The sequence below is a fragment of the Paenibacillus sp. 1-8 genome (assembly GCF_056316205.1).
The window spans coordinates 3,461,344-3,483,386 of record NZ_CM149995.1 but is presented as its reverse complement, the minus strand read 5'-3'; the positions used below and the strand labels follow the sequence as shown (position 1 = coordinate 3,483,386).

The 22,043-nt window shown below is 48.1% G+C and carries 21 protein-coding genes, 1 tRNA gene and 1 other annotated feature; of the genes, 18 read left to right on the top strand and 4 right to left on the bottom strand.

All coding sequences use genetic code 11. The annotated features are described in order from the left end of the window. Positions 1 to 4: 4 nt before the first annotated feature. From AC0WRU_RS15980 to AC0WRU_RS15950, 7 genes are all read left to right on the top strand, one after another. The gene (locus AC0WRU_RS15980) at positions 5 to 706 is read left to right on the top strand and encodes a YggS family pyridoxal phosphate-dependent enzyme (protein ID WP_476125514.1); all 702 of its coding nucleotides are present in this window, start codon (positions 5 to 7) and stop codon (positions 704 to 706) included. After that, positions 697 to 1,149, top strand: coding sequence for a cell division protein SepF (locus tag AC0WRU_RS15975; RefSeq protein WP_025684635.1), 453 nt, complete (start codon positions 697 to 699; stop codon positions 1,147 to 1,149). The genes AC0WRU_RS15980 and AC0WRU_RS15975 overlap by 10 nt, the downstream gene beginning before the upstream one ends. A gap of 7 nt (positions 1,150 to 1,156) precedes the next feature. Then, positions 1,157 to 1,414, top strand: a complete 258-nt coding sequence (locus AC0WRU_RS15970; RefSeq protein ID WP_134913494.1) for a YggT family protein — start codon at positions 1,157 to 1,159, stop codon at positions 1,412 to 1,414. Between the two features lie 8 nt (positions 1,415 to 1,422). Next, the gene (locus AC0WRU_RS15965; protein WP_476125513.1) at positions 1,423 to 2,205 is read left to right on the top strand and encodes a YlmH family RNA-binding protein; all 783 of its coding nucleotides are present in this window, start codon (positions 1,423 to 1,425) and stop codon (positions 2,203 to 2,205) included. Between the two features lie 171 nt (positions 2,206 to 2,376). After that, positions 2,377 to 2,886: a DivIVA domain-containing protein gene (locus tag AC0WRU_RS15960; RefSeq protein ID WP_476125512.1), complete on the top strand. Its 510-nt coding sequence runs from the start codon at positions 2,377 to 2,379 to the stop codon at positions 2,884 to 2,886. A 166-nt stretch (positions 2,887 to 3,052) separates the two neighbouring features. Continuing rightward, positions 3,053 to 3,339: a binding site (T-box leader), on the top strand. 78 nt (positions 3,340 to 3,417) lie between these two features. Then, the gene (gene ileS, locus AC0WRU_RS15955; RefSeq protein ID WP_476125511.1) at positions 3,418 to 6,507 is read left to right on the top strand and encodes an isoleucine--tRNA ligase; all 3,090 of its coding nucleotides are present in this window, start codon (positions 3,418 to 3,420) and stop codon (positions 6,505 to 6,507) included. A 139-nt stretch (positions 6,508 to 6,646) separates the two neighbouring features. After that, the gene (locus AC0WRU_RS15950) at positions 6,647 to 7,042 is read left to right on the top strand and encodes a DUF5665 domain-containing protein (protein WP_476125510.1); all 396 of its coding nucleotides are present in this window, start codon (positions 6,647 to 6,649) and stop codon (positions 7,040 to 7,042) included. A 31-nt stretch (positions 7,043 to 7,073) separates the two neighbouring features. Here the strand turns inward: AC0WRU_RS15950 and AC0WRU_RS15945 are convergent, their stop codons facing one another. Next, the gene (locus AC0WRU_RS15945) at positions 7,074 to 7,811 is read right to left on the bottom strand and encodes a TraR/DksA C4-type zinc finger protein (RefSeq protein WP_476125509.1); all 738 of its coding nucleotides are present in this window, start codon (positions 7,809 to 7,811) and stop codon (positions 7,074 to 7,076) included. A gap of 237 nt (positions 7,812 to 8,048) precedes the next feature. Here AC0WRU_RS15945 and lspA point away from each other — a divergent pair, with 237 nt between their 5' ends. The 11 genes from lspA (at position 8,049) to AC0WRU_RS15890 (ending at position 19,344) form a co-directional block, all read left to right on the top strand. Further along, positions 8,049 to 8,540 carry a signal peptidase II gene (gene lspA / locus AC0WRU_RS15940; RefSeq protein ID WP_025684630.1) on the top strand — a complete coding sequence of 164 codons (492 nt, stop codon included), beginning with the start codon at positions 8,049 to 8,051 and terminating at the stop codon, positions 8,538 to 8,540. Position 8,541: 1 nt separating this feature from the next. Beyond that, positions 8,542 to 9,513, top strand: coding sequence for an RluA family pseudouridine synthase (locus tag AC0WRU_RS15935; RefSeq protein ID WP_025684629.1), 972 nt, complete (start codon positions 8,542 to 8,544; stop codon positions 9,511 to 9,513). Between the two features lie 503 nt (positions 9,514 to 10,016). Then, a complete protein-coding gene (gene pyrR / locus AC0WRU_RS15930; RefSeq protein WP_137063758.1) occupies positions 10,017 to 10,583 on the top strand; it encodes a bifunctional pyr operon transcriptional regulator/uracil phosphoribosyltransferase PyrR in 567 nt (188 codons plus the stop codon). After that, complete coding sequence (locus tag AC0WRU_RS15925; protein WP_476125508.1) at positions 10,580 to 11,494, top strand: aspartate carbamoyltransferase catalytic subunit; 915 nt, start codon at positions 10,580 to 10,582, stop codon at positions 11,492 to 11,494. Before pyrR ends, AC0WRU_RS15925 begins: the two co-directional genes overlap by 4 nt. 103 nt (positions 11,495 to 11,597) lie before the next feature. Then, a complete protein-coding gene (locus AC0WRU_RS15920) occupies positions 11,598 to 12,920 on the top strand; it encodes a dihydroorotase (RefSeq protein WP_476125507.1) in 1,323 nt (440 codons plus the stop codon). Positions 12,921 to 12,980: 60 nt separating this feature from the next. After that, on the top strand, positions 12,981 to 14,117 hold the full coding sequence (carA, locus tag AC0WRU_RS15915; protein ID WP_476125506.1) for a glutamine-hydrolyzing carbamoyl-phosphate synthase small subunit: 1,137 nt from the start codon (positions 12,981 to 12,983) through the stop codon (positions 14,115 to 14,117). Between the two features lies 1 nt (position 14,118). After that, positions 14,119 to 17,337, top strand: a complete 3,219-nt coding sequence (gene carB, locus AC0WRU_RS15910; protein WP_476125505.1) for a carbamoyl-phosphate synthase large subunit — start codon at positions 14,119 to 14,121, stop codon at positions 17,335 to 17,337. Positions 17,338 to 17,405: 68 nt separating this feature from the next. Continuing rightward, on the top strand, positions 17,406 to 18,200 hold the full coding sequence (gene pyrF / locus AC0WRU_RS15905) for an orotidine-5'-phosphate decarboxylase (protein WP_476125504.1): 795 nt from the start codon (positions 17,406 to 17,408) through the stop codon (positions 18,198 to 18,200). Beyond that, positions 18,197 to 18,838 (top strand): orotate phosphoribosyltransferase, encoded by a 642-nt coding sequence (gene pyrE / locus AC0WRU_RS15900; protein WP_134913505.1) that lies wholly within the window; start codon positions 18,197 to 18,199, stop codon positions 18,836 to 18,838. The genes pyrF and pyrE overlap by 4 nt, the downstream gene beginning before the upstream one ends. Before the next feature lie 149 nt (positions 18,839 to 18,987). Next, a complete protein-coding gene (locus tag AC0WRU_RS15895) occupies positions 18,988 to 19,152 on the top strand; it encodes a hypothetical protein (protein WP_014282411.1) in 165 nt (54 codons plus the stop codon). Between the two features lie 118 nt (positions 19,153 to 19,270). Next, positions 19,271 to 19,344, top strand: a tRNA-Ile gene (locus AC0WRU_RS15890). A 311-nt stretch (positions 19,345 to 19,655) separates the two neighbouring features. On the opposite strand, the gene AC0WRU_RS15885 is transcribed toward AC0WRU_RS15890, so the two are convergent. The 3 genes from AC0WRU_RS15885 to AC0WRU_RS15875 all read right to left on the bottom strand — a co-directional run bounded on the left by AC0WRU_RS15885 (position 19,656) and on the right by AC0WRU_RS15875 (position 21,919). After that, positions 19,656 to 20,039, bottom strand: a complete 384-nt coding sequence (locus AC0WRU_RS15885; protein WP_476125503.1) for a hypothetical protein — start codon at positions 20,037 to 20,039, stop codon at positions 19,656 to 19,658. A 269-nt stretch (positions 20,040 to 20,308) separates the two neighbouring features. After that, complete coding sequence (locus tag AC0WRU_RS15880; RefSeq protein WP_476125502.1) at positions 20,309 to 21,427, bottom strand: PsbP-related protein; 1,119 nt, start codon at positions 21,425 to 21,427, stop codon at positions 20,309 to 20,311. A gap of 111 nt (positions 21,428 to 21,538) precedes the next feature. Next, positions 21,539 to 21,919 (bottom strand): hypothetical protein, encoded by a 381-nt coding sequence (locus AC0WRU_RS15875; protein WP_476125501.1) that lies wholly within the window; start codon positions 21,917 to 21,919, stop codon positions 21,539 to 21,541. Positions 21,920 to 22,043: the final 124 nt, after the last annotated feature.

Below are 22,043 nucleotides of genomic sequence, written 5' to 3'. Positions count from 1 at the left end.
TCCCGTGTCTTTGGAGGAACGAATTAAAGAAGTGAACGCCCGTGTGGAAGCGGCATGTGCCCGCAGCGGACGTTCGCGTGAAGAAGTAAATGTGATCGCTGTCACGAAATATGTTTCGGCAGCGGCGATGGCTTTTGTATTGGACAGTGGCTTGGAGCATGTTGGCGAAAATCGCTGGCAGGATGCTGCGGATAAATGGAGCAAGCTGGGTGATCGGGGAACATGGCATTTTATCGGTCATCTGCAAACGAATAAGGTTAAAGATGTCATTGGAAAATTTGAATTTATACATTCGCTTGACCGGCTGTCACTGGCTCAGGAATTGGACAAGAAGGCGGCTGCTCTTGAACTGAGGGTCAAAGCTTTTGTGCAAGTTAACATTTCTGGGGAAACTTCTAAATATGGTCTTTCTCCTGAGGCGGTGGCCCCTTTTTTGAAACAAATTCGTGAGCTTGAGCATGTGGACGTGATTGGCTTGATGACGATGGCTCCCCATGAGGAAGACCCGGAGAATACCCGGCCTGTATTTCGGGGGCTACGTGAATTGCGTGATGCGATAAATGGACAAGCTTTAACAAGAGAACCTATTGTTCACTTATCGATGGGCATGTCTAATGATTTTGAGGTGGCGGTTGAAGAAGGAGCGACCTGGTTACGGCTTGGTTCTGTACTGGTCGGACGAGAGGAGGATTTCCATTGGGCGTAATGAATAAGTTCATGAACTTCCTGGGACTTCAGGAAGAAGAGGAAGTTGTAGAGCGAGAGGTTATGAATACGCCGGAAGATCAAGAAATTGAAACCCCAAGCTTTGATAAACGTAAGAACCAGAAGGGCAATAATGTTGTCAGCATCCATTCACAGAAAAATGTGAAAGTTGTCCTGTATGAGCCGCGTTCTTATGATGAAGCACAGGAAATTGCCGACCATATTCGTTCCCATCGTACCGTCGTGGTCAATTTGCAACGCATCCGCAAGGATCAGGCGCTGCGAATTATTGATTTTTTAAGTGGTACTGTATATGCGTTGGGCGGAGGCATCTCCAAGGTGGGCAATAATATTTTCCTGTGTACACCGGATACGGTTGAAATTCAAGGCTCCATTACGGAAATACTAGCTGACACTGAACAAGAACTTAACAGAATGAGGTGAGCTTTTCTTGATCGAGGTAATCGGTTGGCTATTTCAGATTTATTCTTACATGATCATTGCATATGTCCTGATGTCGTGGCTTCCTAATGCAAGAGAGAGTGTGATCGGTGATTTACTTGCCAAGTTTGTGGAGCCGTATTTGTCTCCTTTTCGCAGATTTATACCGCCAATCTTCGGGATGATTGATATTTCACCCATTGTTGCGCTGATTGCTCTGCGTTTTGCGTCGTATGGTTTGATGTCCTTAATTAGGAATTTCGTCTAGGAGGACTTATGCGAACTGAGATTTATGAGCATTTTCACCCGGATGAACGGGATTATGTAGATCGCGCTTCCGAATGGATCAGTCATGCGGGGGCTTACCATGAGCAAAAGCTGACTGATTTTTTGGACCCGCGTCAACTGTACATATTGGAGACGCTTGCTTCGAAGGAAGACAAGGTCACGATTAGGGTAGATGGCGGTTATGAGGCATCGGAACGAAAGCGGGCGCTAATAGCGCCCGATTATTCGTATGTGGACGGAGAGAATATGGGTATTCAGGTTCTTTCCGTCACGTCCGATGATCATAAAATTAACACGTTGGAGCACGGGGATTATTTGGGTGCAATATTAGGACTTGGAATCAAGCGTGGAAAAATAGGGGATATTCATGTGCTGGACGACGGGTGCCATGTATTGGTGGCTTCTGAGATCAGCGATTTTATTACGATGCATTTACAACAGGTTCATCGTGTTCATGTATGGACAGAGCTGTTGCCTCCAGAAAATCTGAGAACGAAGGACGTTACATTGGAGCCGTTGGACCTGACGGTGGCTTCTTTGCGTCTGGATGGCATTACCAGTGATGTGTACAAGCTCAGCCGGAGCAAGATTTTAACTCCGATCCGCGCCGGACGTTGCCGGGTGAATTGGAAGGTGGAGGAGAATCCATCCACTTTACTCAAGGCAGGGGACGTTATTTCCGTGCAGGGATTTGGGCGTTTCAAAGTGCTGGAAACAGATGGAATGACAAAAAAGGGAAGATTCCGTGTCAAAATTGGCAAGTTTATATAGCTGGAGGCAGGAATCACGAGCTTTCTGTCGAAAGAATTAAGCTATAGCAAAGAACTGGAACGATTTTGCTCTGTACAGTTTTCACAAAACGGGGTATGATGACCGATAGATGATAGTGAGCGTCGTGACGCGGTAAATGTTTTTTTGTCAATCTTATAGGAGGTGGACGGCATGCCATTAACGCCATTGGATATACATAACAAGGAATTTGCCCGCCGGCTTCGCGGTTATGACGAAGATCAGGTCAATGAATTTTTGGATCAGGTGATCAAGGATTACGAGGGCGTTATCCGTGAAAATAAAGAACTGAGTACACAGCTTTTGAATGTTCAGGAAAAGCTCGATCATTTTTCGACCATTGAGGATACGCTGAGCAAGACGATTATCGTGGCGCAAGAAGCGGCTGATGAAGTCCGTAATAACGCCAAGAAAGAATCGCAGCTCATCGTGAGGGAAGCGGAAAAAAATGCGGACCGTATTGTGAATGAAGCGTTGTCCAAATCCCGCAAAATTGCGCTGGAGGTCGAGGAACTGAAGAAGCAGGCTTCGATTTACCGGGCACGTTTTCGTACATTGGTGGAGGCGCAACTTGACTTGCTAAGTCAGGACGGATGGGAAGCGCTTGAAAATCGTGAACGCGAAGTGCTGGAGCGCGAGCGTGAAATGAAAGAGATTTATTAATCGTCATCCCGAACAGCAATTTCTAGTCCTTGTCAGGGTTGACTTTTACCTTTAAACAGGCTATAACTGTAAATACTATACTGAATATCACGTTATCCATTGTGGGTAATGAGTCGTTATTCAGGCAGCGAAGCTGCTGATTTAATATCCCGATGAATTTAACATTTGGAATTCGTTGATGGGAACGAGTACGTCATGATTTTGTCCCTCAGAGAGTTGGCCTTTTTCCGGTGCAAGCCAACGTTCAGAACATGACCGAAGATCCTCCCTGAGAAGTGAGCTGAAGCGCTTGGATTTTATCCGGTGTGTGTAAGCATTCACCGTTCGCCATACGTTATAATGGCGCCCTGCTGTAGTTGAGTAGGGCTCGGAGAGCCGTAACAGAACCAGTCTTTTTGAGATGGTCTGTTTACGGAATCAGGGTGGTAACGCGAGCACAGTCTCGTCCCTTACAGGGACGGGGCTTTTTTGTTGCTTTTTTTCAGAGAATGCTACACCAACCAATGATGATCAGAGAGGGAGTATGACATTATGAACAGAGTGGATGTCAAAGAAAAGGCACGGTCCCGCGACCTGCGCATTCTGACCAAATGGAAGCAGGAGGACACATTCCGTAAAACGATCACACATCGTGAGGATAAGCCAAACTTTGTATTTTATGAAGGCCCGCCAACAGCTAATGGTAAACCGCATATCGGTCACGTGCTGGGCCGTGTAATTAAGGATTTTGTCGGCCGTTACCAGACGATGAAGGGATATCGTGTCGTACGTAAGGCGGGTTGGGATACCCACGGTCTGCCGGTAGAATTGGGTGTACAGAAGCAATTGGGCATTTCCCATAAGTCTGAAATCGAAGAGTATGGTGTGGAAAAGTTCATCAAAAAATGTAAAGCCAGCGTATTTGAGTATGAGCAGCAATGGCGTGATCTGACCGAAGCTATCGGCTATTGGACAGACCTCGATAATCCATACATCACGCTGGATAATAACTATATCGAGAGTGTGTGGAACATTCTGGCGACGATTCACGAAAAGGGTCTGCTGTATCGCGGTCATCGCGTAAGTCCGTATTGTCCGAGTTGTCAAACTACGCTGAGTTCCCATGAAGTGGCACAGGGCTACAAAGACGTAAAAGACCTGAGCGCCACGGCCAAATTTAAGCTGCATAGCAGTGGTGAATATGTGTTGGCCTGGACGACAACACCTTGGACCCTGCCGAGTCACGTGGCACTTGCCGTCAATCCTGATCTAGAATACGCTCGTGTAAAACAGGAAGACGGTGTATACATCGTTGCCAAAAATCTCGTCGAAGACGTGATTAAAGGCGATCATGAAGTGGTTGGCACGCTGCCAGGTTCGGAACTGGTAGGTCAAACGTATACTCCGCCATTTACTTATTTCCAAGTCGAGAAGGGCAATCAGATTCTGGGTGCGAAGTTCGTAACGGACTCCAGCGGTACAGGTATCGTTCATATGGCTCCTGCGCATGGTGAAGATGATTACCGGGTATGTCGTGAAAATGGCGTTGGATTCATCAATGTGGTGGATCTTCAAGGTAACTACGTCGAGGAAATCACTGATTTTGCAGGCCGTTTTGTGAAGGACTGTGATGTGGATATTGTTAAAATGCTGTCGGAAAAAGGCTTGCTTTACAGTAAGGAAAAATACGAGCATAGCTATCCGTTCTGCTGGCGTTGTGACTCCCCGCTATTGTACTACGCCATGGACAGCTGGTTTATCAAAACAACCGCCATCAAGGATCAACTGATTGCCAACAATAACGAAATCGAATGGTATCCGGGTCATATACGCGAAGGACGCTTCGGCAAGTTTTTGGAGGAATTGGTGGACTGGAACATCAGCCGTGATCGCTATTGGGGCACACCGCTGAATATCTGGGTTTGTGAAGAAACCGGAGAGCAGTTCGCTCCGCATAGTATTGCTGAACTGCGGGAACGTGCGATTGGCGACGTACCAGCGGACTTTGAGCTGCATAAACCATATGTAGATGAAATCAAGGTTCGCAGTACATGCGGTAAATACGAAATGACCCGTACACCGGAAGTGATCGACGTATGGTTCGACAGCGGCTCCATGCCTTTTGCCCAACATCATTATCCGTTTGAAAATAATGAAACATTCGAGCAGCAATTCCCGGCAGACATGATCTGTGAAGGTATTGACCAGACTCGTGGCTGGTTCTACAGCTTGCTTGCGATTTCGACCATGCTGACAGGGAAAGCTCCTTATAAAGCAGTTATGGCGACAGGCCACGTACTGGATGAGCAGGGACAGAAAATGTCCAAATCCAAGGGAAATGCTATTAATCCGTGGGAAGTGATTGACGAGTACGGTACAGATGCTTTCCGGTGGGCATTGTTGTCCGATAGTGCACCGTGGAATAGCAAACGTTTTTCCAAAGGTATTGTAGGCGAAGCCAAATCGAAGCTGGTAGATACGCTCGTAAATACACATGCTTTCCTGACCTTGTATGCGGATATCGACGGTTTTGATCCGGCACAGCATCCGTTCAAGCCATCAGCACACAAGCTGGATCGCTGGATTTTGTCCCGCCTCAACAGCTTGATTCTGGTGGTGGACAAAGCGCTGGCTGTGAACGACTTCCTGAACTCCTCCAAAGCGATTGAGTCGTTCGTGGATGAACTGAGCAACTGGTATATCCGCCGTTCGCGCGACCGATTCTGGGGCAATGGCCTTACAGAAGATAAATTGGATGCGTACCGCACACTGACTGAGGTGTTATTGACGACAGCGAAGCTGCTTGCGCCGTTCACACCGATGCTGGCTGAGGATATTTACCTGAACCTGAGCAACGGGGAAAGCGTTCATCTGGATGATTATCCGACTGCCAATGAAGACCTGATTGATCTGGAGCTGGAACGTGACATGGAGACGGCTCGCCGCGTAGTAGAACTGGCGCGCAACGTCCGTAACGAAACGGGACTGAAAACGCGTCAGCCGTTGTCTGAATTGATTTTGTCCATGGATCAGGATTTTGAGCTGAGTGGTTATGAGGAAATCATCAAGGATGAGATCAATGTGAAACATATTCATGTTGAAACGGACGACAGTGGCTTTGTAGACTTCACACTGAAGCTGAATTTGAAGGTAGCGGGCAAGAAATACGGCAAAAATGTCGGCTTCCTGCAAAACTTTTTCAAAGGAATGTCTGCGGAGGACACTCGTTCGGTTGTAGAAAAAGGAGTGCTGAACGTGGCTTCTCCAGAAGGGGAAGAGTTACAGGTTACAGCCGAGGAATTGCTGGTGGAGAAAAAAGCGAAGGAAGGCTTTGCTTCCGCTTCCGGCTACGGTTTAACAGTAGCGTTGAACACGGACATTACGCCTGAGCTGGAGCAAGAGGGTTGGGTACGTGAGGTTGTTCGTGCGGTGCAGGACTACCGTAAAAAGCTGGATCTGCCAATTGAAAAGCATGTCGCACTGACGCTGGATGTAGATAGTGAGTTGCGTCAGGCGATCGAAAACTTCGATTCGGTGTTGCGTGAGAACGTATTGGTAACCACGGTGACATTTGGCCAAGCCGAGCCTGTGGAACGCGTTGAAGTGAACGGTAAAACCATCGGCGTGCATATTGGGGAATAATTACAAGACCCCTGTCCCATAATACAATAACAGGCAGCATATAAAAACGAGCCTAAGCATTGGAAACGGATGGATGATCTCCGTTACTTGCTTCGGCTCGTTTGCTGCTTTTAGGGCAGCGGGGGAAGGGGGATTGTGCATGACAGCACGATCAAGGCGCAGACAGGGGAGAAGCCGCCAAGGCATGAATAGAGGAAGTACGGGGGTTGTAGCAACAGATCAAAGTACAGTAGGTAATCAGGCTGACCAACTAAGCCGTGTGGAAAAGCTGGTGCGTTCCGTGGCACAGCAGTTGGAACGCACCCGCATTGCTGACTATGCCCTGTTGCTTAACAAGCCTTGGCGACTGCTCTGGCTAAACTTAATATCAGGTCTATCCCGGGGGCTTGGCATCGCGCTTGGTTTTACTTTTTTCGCGGCGACCATTATTTATGTGTTGCAAGTGCTGGGAGCCCTGAATTTGCCGATCATCGGTGATTATATTGCTGATATTGTACGGATTGTGCAACGACAACTGGAGCTAAACACCTACTAGGTACTTGTTTACCTGTTAGGATTTCGTTTAACTATTCGTCTTCGTTCGTATCCGGCTCCAGCTCCAGCAGACCTTCGCCCTCGCCATCATCCAGATAACGCTGATAAATGGAGCTGCGGACAACAGATACATTTTTTCCATATATGTCTGTAGCTACAAAGCTTTCGTAGGGCTCCACGAAGCCCATATTATCATCGTTGGCCTCAATTTCCATATCGTCGTAGCGGTGGATTTCGCGACTTTCAGCCATAGCTGGTGTGTTAGATGTTCCCCAGCTTTCAACGATTTGCCAGGCATCTTCACCATCAAAGCCATTTTGATCATCACGCTCATCGAGGCTTGTTCTGCCGAATGCAGGAGCCAGAAATTCTTCTTCGACCGGGCGTCGATTAGATACTTCCGTTTCAGGGCTGTATTCTTTACAGTAAATGGTATAGGGAACAGCCAGCAGACGCTCATAAGGAATCGGTTTGCCGCTAGCTGCACAAATGCCATAGGTTCCCTTATCCATTGCCAGCAAGGCTGATTCGATACGTTCTAATTGAAATTCGTCATGCTCCAACAGGGAAATGTCCTTGGCTCGCTCATACGTTTCGGTAGCCAAATCGCCCGGATGATTATCAATAGGGGAAAGCTCGCCAGTCTGATCGCGTTGGGAATCACTAAGTCCATAATGATCGTTGTCCTGCAAACGATGCTCAATCTCTTTTTTACGTTCCAGCAGTTCGTTACGCAATCCCTGCAATTGTTGCTCCGTCAATGGGGACATGGAATCCTCTCCTTATTCTAGGTTAAACCTGCGCGTGCGCTATGTCGGTTATGCTCCTTGTAGTTTGCACCGGGAAGACCTCTTTTACATAGGAAATTCTGATCAAATGCGCTGGAGTTGATTTCATTCGTAATCCAGTACCGATAGCTCGCGGGATTCGTGGACGATCTGAGAAGGCTTATGCTACAATAAATGGGATCGACAACGGATATAAGCAGATCGGAGTGACGAAGGACTGTGATTTATTTTGGTATTGCGCTAATTATTTTTTTGATTGATCAGGGAGTGAAATATTTGGTGGCTACGCGTATGGAATTGTACGAGCAAATACCAGTCATCGGCAATTTCTTTTTAATCACCTCCCATCGTAATCGTGGAGCCGCTTTTGGGATTTTGGAAGGCCAACGTTGGCTGTTTATCGTGATTACAATTGTAGTGGTGATCGGTATCATATGGTATTTACGGAAGACGGTTAAGGCCAGGCAGAAATTGCTTCCAATTGCATTAAGTTTGGTACTTGGAGGCGCGGTCGGTAACTTTCTGGATCGGGCTATTTCAGGAGAAGTGGTTGATTTTGCTCAATTCAATTTTGGAAGCTATACGTTTCCGATTTTTAATGTGGCAGACTCGGCGATTGTCATCGGTGTAGCACTAATTATTTTGGATACATTGCTGGAATCGCGTCGGAACAAAGATAATGGCAGTGATAGCATTGAAGGGAAGTCATAGCATGAAAGAAGTAAACGAAAACGGCGAAGCAACAGGTCTGTCTTATGAGGACGAACTTGAGGGTGAATCCCTGGAATGGACAGCGGAATCAGGGGATGCCAAAACGCGTATAGACAAATATATCGCCGAAGAAATGAAGGATGTGTCCCGTTCCCAGATTCAACTGTGGATCGGGAACGGTCGGGTGCTGGTGAACGGCACAGCGATCAAGGCGAATTACAAGCTGGCTGAAGGTGATCGAATTTCATTATCCGTACCTGAGCCGGAGAGTGTAGATATTGTACCGGAAAATATTCCGCTGGATGTTGTTTACGAGGATTCGGACGTCATTGTCATTAACAAGCAACGTGGTCTGGTTGTACATCCTGCACCGGGACACTCTTCGGGAACACTAGTCAACGCGCTCATGTATCACTGTCATGATCTTTCCGGCATTAACGGAGAATTGCGTCCTGGTATCGTCCATCGTATTGATAAGGATACATCAGGACTGCTGATGGCGGCCAAAAATGATCAGGCTCACGCCTCGCTCGCAGCGCAACTCAAGGACCACAGTGTCACTCGCAAATATATAGCGCTGGTTCACGGTCATCTAAGTCATGATCAGGGAACGGTAGATGCTCCCATCGGGCGTGATTCGGGGGACCGCAAATTGTTCACTGTGACAGAGCGCAACAGCAAGCATGCAGTTACCCATTTTCTCGTGATTGAGCGTTTGGGGGATTACACCTTGCTGGAACTTCAACTGGAAACAGGGCGCACACATCAAATCCGTGTGCACATGAAATTTATTGGGCACCCGTTGGTCGGTGATCCGATGTATGGACGTAGCAAAGGGGTCCGAATGGACGGTCAGGCACTGCATGCCGCGGTATTGGGCTTTAAGCATCCCACCACTGGAGAGTACATGGAGTTCAGCAGACCGATTCCTCCCGATATGGAAGATGTATTGGCATCCTTACGCAGTCGGTAAACCATCACAAATTGCATTCGTATTCACAAACCTGAATAATGATTAAGCATAACCGCCTAATTGGCGGTTATTTTTGTTATTGGGAAAGGTATATGTAAAAACAACTATGGATAATTATACAACAAAGATGTATAATTATTTAAGTGCTTCCGGTGGCTCCGGTTGAACAGGTGTTGACACGTGATTTTCAATCTGTCATACTTCTTGTAGTTGCGATGAACTTTGTCCAAAAGATGGCTTGCCATCTTTCACTATGAGAAGCTGGATAAAGAAAATCCTGAATAGCACCTTTAAATCAGTCCCGTGAGGCTGGCAAGGTAACGTGAATGGATCACTGATCAGTGCATCCGCTGCGGCGGTATGTCTTCAGTGTATCCGAGAGATCGGAGAACGGTGGAAGACTGTTCATACGAGACTCCTTGCCAAACTTGGGCAAGGAGTCTTTTTTGTATCCGAACACGGGACCAGGTCTGAAGGGAACATAACCTGAGGAGGCTGGAAGCATGAGTAATGAAACGCATGTACTGATGGATGAAATTGCGATTCGCCGGGCTTTGACACGGATTGCACATGAAATTTTGGAGAAAAACAAAGGTATTGACAATTGTGTGCTGGTAGGCATTCGAACGCGAGGGGTTCATCTGGCGCAGCGTCTCGCTGCAAAAATCGCTGAAATTGAGGGCGCTCCAATTCCATGGGGGGAGCTGGATGTCACAGCTTACCGCGATGACCGGGGGAACAATGCCGAAGCCAAGGGAAATGGAAAAGAGCTTTTGATGAATCCCGCTGACGTATCGGTTCATGATAAGAAAGTCATTCTCTTCGACGATGTGCTGTACACAGGCCGTACCATTCGCGCGGCGATGGACGCATTGATGCACTGCGGACGACCGCAAATGATCCAGCTGGCGGTGCTGGCAGATCGCGGACACCGTGAGCTTCCGATTCGTCCGGATTACATCGGCAAGAATATCCCAACCTCCAAATCCGAGGAAATCGTAGTTGCGCTTCAGGAGACGGACGGTAAGGACGAAGTGACGATCAATCAGAACCGGGGGGAACAGGCATGATTACAACAACCAGTCAACTTAGAGAACGCAGCCTGCTCGGATTAAAAGAACTTAGCCGAAATGAAATCGAGTCCATTCTGGATCGCGCTCATTATTGGGAATCACAGCCGCAAAAGCTGGTTCCAGTGATGCAATCACGCTTTGCGGCCAACATGTTTTTTGAAAACAGCACCCGCACCCGCTTTTCTTTTGAAATGGCGGAAAAACGCTTAGGCGCTCAGGTTTTGAACTTTTCCGCTGCGGCCTCCAGTGTAGAAAAAGGGGAATCCATCTACGACACGGTGCGCACGCTTGAATCCATGGGCATCGACGCAGGAGTCATTCGGCTAAAGCCAGCCGGAGTGCTGCAGGAGCTTGCTGAGAAGGTCAGTGTCCCACTGGTAAACGCTGGTGATGGCAACAACGAGCATCCAACGCAGGCGTTGCTGGACCTATACACGATGCGCAAGACTTTCGGCGAGCTAAAAGGCTTGCGAGTATCCATCATTGGAGACATTCTGCACAGCCGTGTGGCTCGCTCGAATCTGTGGGCCTTACAAAAATTTGGAGCCCAGGTTAGCTTCTGCGCGCCGGATAATATGCAGGCATCTGATCTTGCGGCGCACGCGCCTTATGTACCGATGCAAGAGGCATTGCAGGCAGACGTAGTTATGATGCTTCGGGTACAGTTGGAACGACACGCCGAAGGAATGCTGCGCTCAGCGGATGAGTATCGCGAGCAGTACGGCTTGACAGAGCAAAGAGCAGCCAATCTTAAACCCGGAACGATCATTATGCATCCGGCTCCAGTAAACCGGAATGTGGAAATCGACAGTGCAGTCGTGGAAAGCGAACAATCACGGATTTTCCCGCAGATGGCAAACGGGGTTCCAATCCGCATGGCGGTTATGGAACGGGCAATGAAGCTGTAGAAACTGTCAGCAGGATCGCGGAATTAGCATTGGTAACGGTTAAAGCAAAGCATAACAAGCAGCGGCTAAAGTTGCAGAAAACCTGAGCGGAGGAACCTTTTACATGAACCAATTAATTATGAATGCAAACGTATTGAACGAACAGGGCGAAGCTGAACTGAAATCTATTCTGATCGCGGACGGAAAAATCCTAGCAATCGTAAATGCGGACGCTGGAGTTAGTCTACTCGTGGAAGAAGGGGCATCCGAGCAGGAGAGCCAAGTCGAAAAAATCGACGCCCAAGGCAAGCTGGTGATTCCCGGTTTAATCGACATGCATGTGCATCTGAGAGAACCTGGCTTTGAATATAAAGAAACGATTGAAACGGGCAGCCGCGCGGCGGTGAAAGGCGGATTTACGACGATTGCCTGCATGCCGAACACACGCCCGGTGACAGACAATGCGGATACGGTTCAGCTGGTACTGAAAAAGGGCCAGGACGCCGGGCTTGCCAAGGTACTTCCTTACGCAGCCATTACGAAAAACGAGTTGGGCCGCGAGCTGACGGACTTTGAAGCGCTCAAAGCAGCAGGCGCAATCGGCTTTACTGACGATGGTGTCGGGGTGCAAAGCGCGCAAATGATGAAGGACGCCATGGCGCGAGCCAAAGCGCTGGATATGCCGGTTATTGCTCACTGTGAAGATAACACGCTTGTTGAAGGAGCAGCGGTGACAGACGGCGAATTTGCCAAGCGTCACGGACTTAAAGGCATTCCGAACGAATCCGAAGCGATTCACGTCGGACGGGACATTTTACTATCCGAGGCAACCGGGGCACACTATCATGTATGCCATGTCAGCACGGAGCAGTCTGTGCGGTTGATCCGCCACGCGAAATCTTTTGGCATCAAGGTAACGGCTGAGGTATGTCCACACCATCTGGTATTGTCGGATGAAGATATTCCGGGGCTGGATGCGAACTGGAAAATGAATCCTCCGCTGCGCTCCCCGCGTGATGTGCAGGCCTGCATCGAGGGACTGGAGGACGGTACGATCGACATCATCGTGACCGACCATGCGGCACACAGCGAAGAAGAGAAGGCAAAAGGCTTGGAACTAGCACCTTTCGGTATCGTTGGCTTTGAAACAGCTTTCCCGCTACTGTACACGAAATTTGTAGCTACCGGACAATGGACGCTGGACTTTCTGGTACGGCGCATGACGGCTGATCCGGCGCGTGTCTTCCGCCTCGATACAGGGCGCTTGGAAGAAGGAGCACCCGCCGACCTGACGATGATTGATCTGGAGCAGGAGCAGGCCGTTGATCCGCAAACATTCGCCAGCAAAGGACGCAACACTCCTTTTACAGGCTGGAAACTTAAAGGCTGGCCAGTGAAAACTTGGGTAGATGGCAGACTGGTATGGTCTGCTGACGAAGTGAAATAAATACAAACCACTAAAAAATAGAACCTTATAGCAGGAAATCATACAGAGGAGTGAGACGGGATGCAGGCAAGATTGTTGCTTCAGGACGGCACGCTGTTTACAGGCACAGCATTTGGTGCGGACGGTGAAAAAACAGGCGAGGTCGTTTTCAACACAGGGATTACAGGCTACCAGGAGGTACTGACCGATCCCTCTTATTGCGGACAAATCGTAACGATGACTTACCCGCTGATTGGCAATTACGGAATTACTCGTGATGACTTTGAATCAGTACGGCCTTATGTTCACGGCTTTGCTGTTCGACATTACGAGCCTGCGCCAAGCAACTGGCGTGCTCAATACAGCGTGGGCGATTTGCTGAAGGAATATGGCATCATTGGCATTAGCGACATCGACACCCGCATGCTTACCCGGATTATTCGCCATCACGGCACGATGAAGGGCATTTTGACGACAGGCAGTCAGCCTGTGGAAGAACTGAAAGAAATGATGGCTGACCTGACGATTGAAGAACTGCGTAATCAGGTTCCATTGACCTCTACACCTCATCCGTATAGCAGCCCTGGCAACGGGGAGCGGATCGTACTGATTGACTATGGCGCTAAGAGCGGTATCTTGCGCGAGCTGAATAAACGGGATTGTGATGTGGTTGTTGTTCCACATGATACAACGGCAGAGGAAATTCGCCGCTTGGACCCGGACGGAATTCAGTTGTCCAACGGCCCTGGAGATCCCAAAGACGTACCGCATGCCGTACGCACGGTGGCTGAACTGCTAGGGGAATATCCGATCTTCGGAATTTGCCTGGGACACCAGTTGTTTGCCTTAGCTTCGGGAGCGGATACGGAGAAACTGAAATTTGGTCATCGCGGCGGTAACCATCCGGTGAAGGAACTGGAGAGCGGACGCTGCTTCATTACTTCACAAAATCACGGCTACACGGTGAATGAGGGTTCGATCGAAGGAACCGAGCTTGAAGTGACGCATATTAATAACAATGATAAAACGATTGAAGGTCTTAAGCATACCAAGTATCCCGCGTTTTCGGTGCAATATCATCCGGAGGCTGCGCCTGGACCTTACGATAACGGCTACTTGTTTGACCGCTTTCTGGACATGATCCGTGAGCACAAAAGAAATCATCCAAAGCAACCGCGTCAGGCTGCTATCGCCGCCGCAGTGAGAGGAGAGCGCTAATATGCCGAAAAATACAGAACATAAAAAAATACTCGTAATTGGTTCCGGCCCTATCGTGATTGGTCAGGCTGCGGAATTCGACTACGCTGGTACACAAGCTTGTCAAGCGCTCAAAGAAGAAGGCGTCGAGGTAGTGCTGATCAACAGTAACCCGGCAACCATCATGACAGACACGAACATGGCGGACAAAGTATACATCGAGCCGATTACACTTGATTTTGTAACACAAATTATCCGACAAGAGCGTCCGGATGGCCTGCTTCCTACACTGGGAGGACAAACAGGACTGAATATGGCGGTGGAGCTGGCTCGTGCCGGAGTACTGGAGCGTGAAAACGTCAAGCTGCTGGGAACACAGCTGACTTCGATTGAAAAAGCCGAAGACCGTGACTTGTTCCGCGATTTGATGCGTGAGCTGGAACAGCCTGTACCTGAGAGCGTCATTGTTACAACGTTAGAGGAATCGCTGGATTTTGCTAACGAGATCGGTTATCCGATTATCGTCCGTCCGGCTTATACGCTGGGTGGAACAGGCGGCGGGATCTGTGTGAACGAAGAAGAACTGCGTGAGACGGTAAGCTCTGGCTTGCGTTACAGTCCAATTGGACAATGTCTGGTGGAAAAAAGCATCGCAGGCATGAAGGAAGTCGAGTATGAGGTCATGCGTGACGGCAATGATAACTGTATCGTTGTCTGCAACATGGAAAACTTTGATCCGGTCGGCGTACATACTGGCGACAGTATCGTTGTAGCGCCGAGTCAGACGCTGTCAGATCGAGAGTACCAGATGCTGCGCTCCGCTTCCCTGAAAATTATCCGCGCCCTCAATATTGAAGGCGGATGTAATGTGCAGTTTGCGCTTGATCCACACAGCTATCAATACTATGTCATTGAAGTAAATCCGCGGGTGAGTCGTTCCTCAGCGCTGGCTTCCAAGGCGACTGGATATCCGATTGCTAAAATGGCTGCCAAAATTGCACTGGGCTACACGCTGGATGAAATCGTGAACCCGGTAACGGGACAAACGTATGCTTGCTTTGAGCCTACTCTGGATTACATCGTGAGCAAAATACCACGCTGGCCGTTCGATAAATTCATTTCTGCCAACCGCAAGCTGGGCACGCAAATGAAAGCAACTGGCGAAGTGATGGCTATCGGACGCACGTTCGAAGAGTCCATCCACAAAGCGGTACGGTCGCTGGAAATCGGTGTACATCGTCTGCATCTTAAGGGGGCCGATCAACTGTCGGATGAGGTACTCACGGAGCGCCTGATTAAAGCAGATGATGAGCGCTTGTTCCTGGTAGCTGAGGCATTCCGTCGTGGCTGGGAGCAGCAGGAAATTCAGGATTTAACGAAAATTGACTGGTGGTTCCTTGACAAGGTAGAGGGCATCGTCAAGTTCGAGGCTAAAATGGCTGAAGAGTCCGAACTGACCTACGAAACACTCTATCAGGCCAAACGTAATGGCTTTACGGACCGCTCCATCGCCGAGGTTCGCAGTCTGGGCCAACCGGGTGGTAGCATGACAACCGAGCGCGAGGTACGTGAGTTTCGTCTGAGTCACGACCTGCGTCCTGTCTATAAAATGGTAGATACATGCGCAGCCGAGTTTGAAGCCACTACGCCGTACTATTACTCCTCTTATGAGGTGGAGAACGAAGTGATTCCATCTAATAAAGAGAAAGTCATCGTACTCGGCTCCGGGCCGATTCGGATCGGGCAAGGGATTGAATTTGATTATTCCACCGTGCATGCGGTATGGGCCATTCAAAAAGCAGGCTACGAAGCAGTAATTATCAATAACAACCCAGAAACGGTATCTACGGACTTTAACACATCCGACCGTCTCTACTTTGAGCCGCTTTTCTTCGAGGATGTTATGAATGTCATCGAGCAGGAAAAACCGATTGGTGTTATCGTCCAGTTCGGCGGTCAAACGGCCATTAATCTCGCAGCTCCGCTTAGTGCGGCAGGCGTGAAGATTTTGGGTACGAGTCTGGAAAGTATCGACGAAGCGGAAGATCGGAAAAAGTTTGAGCGGCTGCTGTCACGTCTGGCTATTGCACAGCCTAAAGGCAACACGGTCATCTCGGTAGATGAAGCGGTAGGAACTGCGCAGGCGCTGGGCTACCCGGTGCTGGTGCGTCCATCCTATGTCCTCGGCGGACGGGCGATGGAGATTGTATACTCCGATGCGGAATTGCTGCGCTACATGGAAGAAGCCGTTAAAATCAACCCTGAACATCCGGTGCTGATCGACCGTTACATGCTGGGCAAAGAAGTTGAGGTTGACGCTATCTGTGACGGCGATACGGTACTGGTGCCGGGCATTATGGAGCATGTGGAACGGGCTGGGGTTCACTCAGGTGACTCTATCGCGGTGTATCCGCCGCAGCACTTGTCCGACGAACTGAAGCAAAAAATCGTGGAAATCACGATCAGCATCGCCAAGGAATTGAAAACGATCGGTCTGGTGAACATCCAGTTCGTCATTCATCAAGACGAGGTGTATGTGATCGAGGTCAACCCGCGTTCTTCGCGGACGGTTCCTTTCCTGAGTAAAGTCACGAATATCCCGATGGCGAATCTGGCGACACAGGCCATTTTGGGCGGCAAGCTCAAGGATGCGGGCTATACAGAAGGGCTATGGCCTGAGAGTAATCATGTCTCGGTCAAGGTTCCGGTATTCTCTTTTGCCAAGCTGCGCCGTGTAGAGCCGACCCTGGGGCCAGAAATGAAATCGACGGGTGAAGTGATGGGACGCGACATTCAGTACGCCAAAGCGCTGTACAAAGGACTCGTAGGTGCTGGTATGAAAATCCCATCTACCGGAGCGATCATCATCACAGTGGCGGATAAGGACAAAGAAGAAGCAGTCGAGTTGATGCAGGGCTTTTACAGACTGGGCTACAAAATTATTGCAACAGGTGGAACGGCGGCTGCGCTGGAGCAGGCTAACATTCCAGTGAAGACGATCAACAAGCTGAGCGAGGGAACCCCGAACATCCTGGATATGATCCGCACAGGTGAAGCCAACTTCGTCTTCAATACGCTGACCAAGGGGAAAACGCCAGAGCGTGACGGATTCCGCATCCGCCGTGAAGCGGTTGAGAACGGCATCGTCTGCATGACCTCGCTGGATACCGTACGCGCTTTGCTGAGAATGCTGGAGACGATTAACTTTACATCCGAATCCATGCCGGTTCTGAGCCACTAACGCGATACGAATAGAGGATGAAAAATAAGTAGTAACAGGAAAGGACATTCATCAGCTTCGGCTGACGGATGTCCTTTATCACGGGCAAATATACCCGAATTGACGTGAAAAGGGGATGCAGGATGGTGAACGAAGCATTTCAGCAGATGGCAGGACGGTTGATGGTCGCGTTAGATTATCCAGATGCGCAGCAGGCGAAGCGGCTCATTCAACAGTTGGAGGGTATTCCCTGTTATATAAAAGTAGGCATGCAGCTGTTTTATAGTGCAGGGCCAGCTTTTGTAGAGCAGCTAAAGTCGAGAGGATACTCCGTATTTTTGGATTTGAAAATGCATGATATCCCCAACACTGTACGGGGAGGTGCGGAGAGCATCACCCGCCTGGGTGTGGATATGTTTAACGTACACGCTGCCGGAGGGCGAAATATGATGGCAGCCGCCAAGGCTGGGGCCGAAGCCGCTGTTTTGGCAGACAGTTCACTTGCCATGCCGCTCATTATAGCAGTTACACAGTTGACCAGTACGGACCAGACAACCATGAATAAGGAGATAGGCATTCCCGGTACAGTACAGGATGTGGTCGTTCGATACGCACAACTGACTCGTGAGGCGGGATTGGACGGAGTAGTGGCATCCCCATTGGAAGTGCCTGCGATCCGCGCTGTATGCGGGCCGGACTTCAAGACGATTACCCCCGGTATACGTCCGGCAGGCAGCGCTACAGGTGACCAGTCACGTGTAGTGACACCCGGACAAGCCATCGCCCAAGGCAGTAGCTACATCGTCGTTGGACGGCCCATCACGGCCGTAGCAGACCCACGTGCCGCAGCGGAACACATTATTGAGGAGATGATCCAAGTATGACTACATTAAATAATATACCCGAGCAAATTGCATCCCATCTGTTACGTATTCAGGCGGTAGCGCTGCGTCCGCAGCAGCCTTTTACATGGACATCCGGCATTAAATCGCCTATCTACTGTGACAATCGCTTGACCATGTCCTACCCGGAGGTGCGCGAGCTGATTGCTGATTCGTTCGCTGCTGTAATCCGTGAGCAATACCCTGAAACCGAAGTCATTGCAGGCACGGCTACAGCGGGGATTCCTCATGCTGCCTGGGTGGCGCAAAAGCTTAATCTGCCAATGGCATATGTAAGAGACAAAGCCAAAGGACACGGCAAAGAGAACCAAATCGAAGGTCGGATCAGTGAGGGACAAAAGGTTATTGTTATCGAGGATCTCATCTCGACTGGCGGCAGCTCCATCAAAGCAGCACAGGCCGTAGAGCAAGCAGGCGCCCAACCGTTAGCTGTACTCGCTATTTTTAGCTACCAGCTGGATAAAGCGACTCAAGCCTTTGCAGAAGCAGGTGTGAAGCTGCAAAGCTTGTCCAACTACACGGCCCTGATGGACGTTGCCTTGCGTGAAGGAACGATTCAGGAGGAAGAGATGGAGCTGCTGCGTTCCTGGCGTCAGGACCCGGCCTCCTTTGGCAAATAAGGCTTAGCATATTGAGTGCAACGGGGCCATTTATTAAAGCGACGCATACTCGTTGCCAACCGTTGTAGATTGTTATAACTCAGGCTGTGTAAATCGAATTCGATCCGGTTACACTAACTCCTACCATCATGTGAAAAGAGGGAGTTCGGATGTATTGGATTTACTACGGCAGACTGTACACGACCAAATTTCAGGCAGGATGTCTGGCAAAAAGGCTGGAGCACGACGGCTGGATGTACGGCTACAACGATCCCCGCGCAGTGGAGGTGTACCGCTCGCGCAAAGGGCGTTATGGCGTCCGATTTATTCCTTAAATTCATAAAAAAATAGAAGAATTTTCGAAACACTATTGACGAAACACAAGAAAATGTTGTATATTAATTAACGCCGCTGTTTTATGTAAATGTAGCGTGAATATACAGATTTTTTTGAGGGCCCTTAGCTCAGTTGGTTAGAGCGGTCGGCTCATAACCGATTGGTCGGGGGTTCGAGTCCCTCAGGGCCCATTCCCTCAAACAACCCTTGCCTAGCAAGGGTTGTTTTTTGTTTGTAGATATAAAGGGAAATAGTAAAGCAACATTAAGTGCAATGAAGAGTTCCCTATGGAAAAATATAGAGGGCTCTTCAGGGTTTCGTTGTTAAAATTGCCGATATGAGTTCTTTTCTAAATATCAGAAAGAAGCACTGCCCCCTATTATGGCAGTGCTTCTTCTCTATGTTTACGAAACTGCTTAAAGCGCCTAAAAAACTCATCAGCAAGTCATCATTTTCATGCTAATTGTTAACTTCACGTTCCGAAGTCACTCTTATTACATACTTAGGACACCTTAATGGTATATACCATTCTTAATTTACCGGTAGCGCCGTAGATTTCAACTCTTCCACTTGTTGCAGAGTAGGTTTGTAGCAAGCCTGAAGTGGAGACGGTCAGATTTCCACTAACTACTTTATAAATATCTCCTGGGTAATTAGACAACGCATAGGCGTAATTTCTCGGCAACTTAGCAGTTCTGTAGTATACTCCGTTAACTTCTACAATGGGAGTAATTTCAGGAGAAGGACCCACGCTCAGAAGACGGAAGTTGCTGGTTTGAACATGACTATATGTATTACTTTCTGCTGCAGATGCGCTAGGGACGATAATACTACCAATAAGTCCCAATGACAACGCCGTTGTTAATAACATTTTTTTAGCATTCATATAAAACTCCTCCTAATTCATTATTCTAACGCCCAAAATATACCATGTTAATTTATCAATTTCATTACATTCGACAAATGTTGTCAAAATAATACAATCAAATCATGCTAAAGACCTATGAAATTATAAAAAAATTAAAACATATAAAATATGCCAAGAAGAATTCACACAAAGGAAGAGAAAGAGCTAGGTGGGATTTCTTCTGTAGTTACTATGAATTTAACTCTATATAAAAAGTTCCTCCGAGAAAACTCGAAGGAACTTTATCATTAGTTCTTTTGAATTGTAGATACAGTCAACATAATGGCGAGGGTTGTACCGCCGCCCACATTCTGAAAAGAATAAGATAACGAGGGTACTCCTCTTAGAGTAACACGATCACCGTCAAGAATGTCTCCGGTAGATCCCATATATATGCCGATGATGGAGTTTCCATTGTCATCCATAATATGCACATTAGCAATGGTTCCAATGTCTGTTTCCTCTTCTTGTACCTGAACTACCTGTCCACTTACCTTCACCATTTTATTCAAATAAGGTGTAATGTTTTTAAACAGATGGCGTGTTGTAATTTTTGAATCCACAGCAGCTTTAGCGGCATTTTTTGTTGCAGGTGTTACAGCCGGGAACAACTCATGATGCTCGACAATGTATTGATAAGTTTTTTCATCAAGGCTTTCATTTTCAACCAGATTAGGAATGATATTAGACATGGCATCCGCTGTTTTCGTATTTTGTGTTACCGAAGAAGCAGGGGCGTTTGCTTGAGAAACAGCATCTATTTTCAGAGAGTTTACCATCTGATCGACCGTTTCTTTACCAATGCTATAATATGAATCTTTGGAAAGAGACAAGGACACAGTGTAAAGCTTTTGATTCTGTGGAACAATGTATTGTGTCAGCACCACAGCTACTCCAGATTGGGGCTGAGTGTACTCAACCTCCAAAATTCCTGCGGTATTATTAAAATTTGGACTACTTTCATATCCCTTGGTTTTAAAATCTTTCATGTTGGTGGTATCTTGTTTGTAATATGCAACTGCAGAGTCCGCTGCTACTTTGGCCGTTGTAACCCCGTCCTGAACAGTAATGTTGATATTGTCGGCAAACTGAACCTTGGGGGCTGGATCAACAAAAGAAGCTTTAATAGTAGGTTGGTTGTAATTGCTGACATCATATTCGTTCCAGGTTGAAGGATAATCGAATGAAAACCCCTCCCCGTTATAGGTTTTAAATTGAAGAGAGTCGGCTGCTGTAGTTACTACGGGAGTACTCGTTTCCTTTGATTCGGCAGTACTGGTGGTAGCGACATCTGAATTTGAATTTCCTTGACCACACGCAGATAACGCTAATGAAAGTAAAAGAATAGGAAAAATTTTTTTGGACATATGTAGTGTAACCTCTTTGTGTGCCCCATCGGTTGGGGGATTTGCTTATTTCATCTCGTATAACAATATTATCGGTTTAATTGCTGGATTATGTAATACCTTGTCAGTTCCTTACCCTTCCAGTAACTCTCTAGCCCCGTTCATGACTAAAGGTATCGTTTGTTCTACGAATGCTTCTGCACTCAGTTGTCTTCCCTCGTGGTTCCAGCTATAAGCTGCCTCATAAATCCCCCAGCTTATCATAATGGCGGCTGTGCTTTTTAACTGTTCATTCCGGCTGGCAAGTCTCTGATCTTCAACCGGCAGGGAAAATAAAATAGCTTGAATCTGCTGCTTAATTTGAACTTCCAATACAGTGCCCAGCGACTGGTAACTTTTCTGGCAAAGCGTGCTCAGGTCCTTATGAAAATCACACAAAGCCAGGAAGATACACTGTATCGTTACGGCATTTAACAAGGTTCGCCCGCTGATTCTGTCTGCTATGGAGGTCATTAGTGTTCCCGTGATAGTAGCTTCGAGGATTTCATATTTATCAGTAAAATGCGCATAAAAGGTCGCTCTATTTAGCGTCTTTGAGCAATTGGCGCGTTCTTTTTACCCGGGGATCATCTTCGTT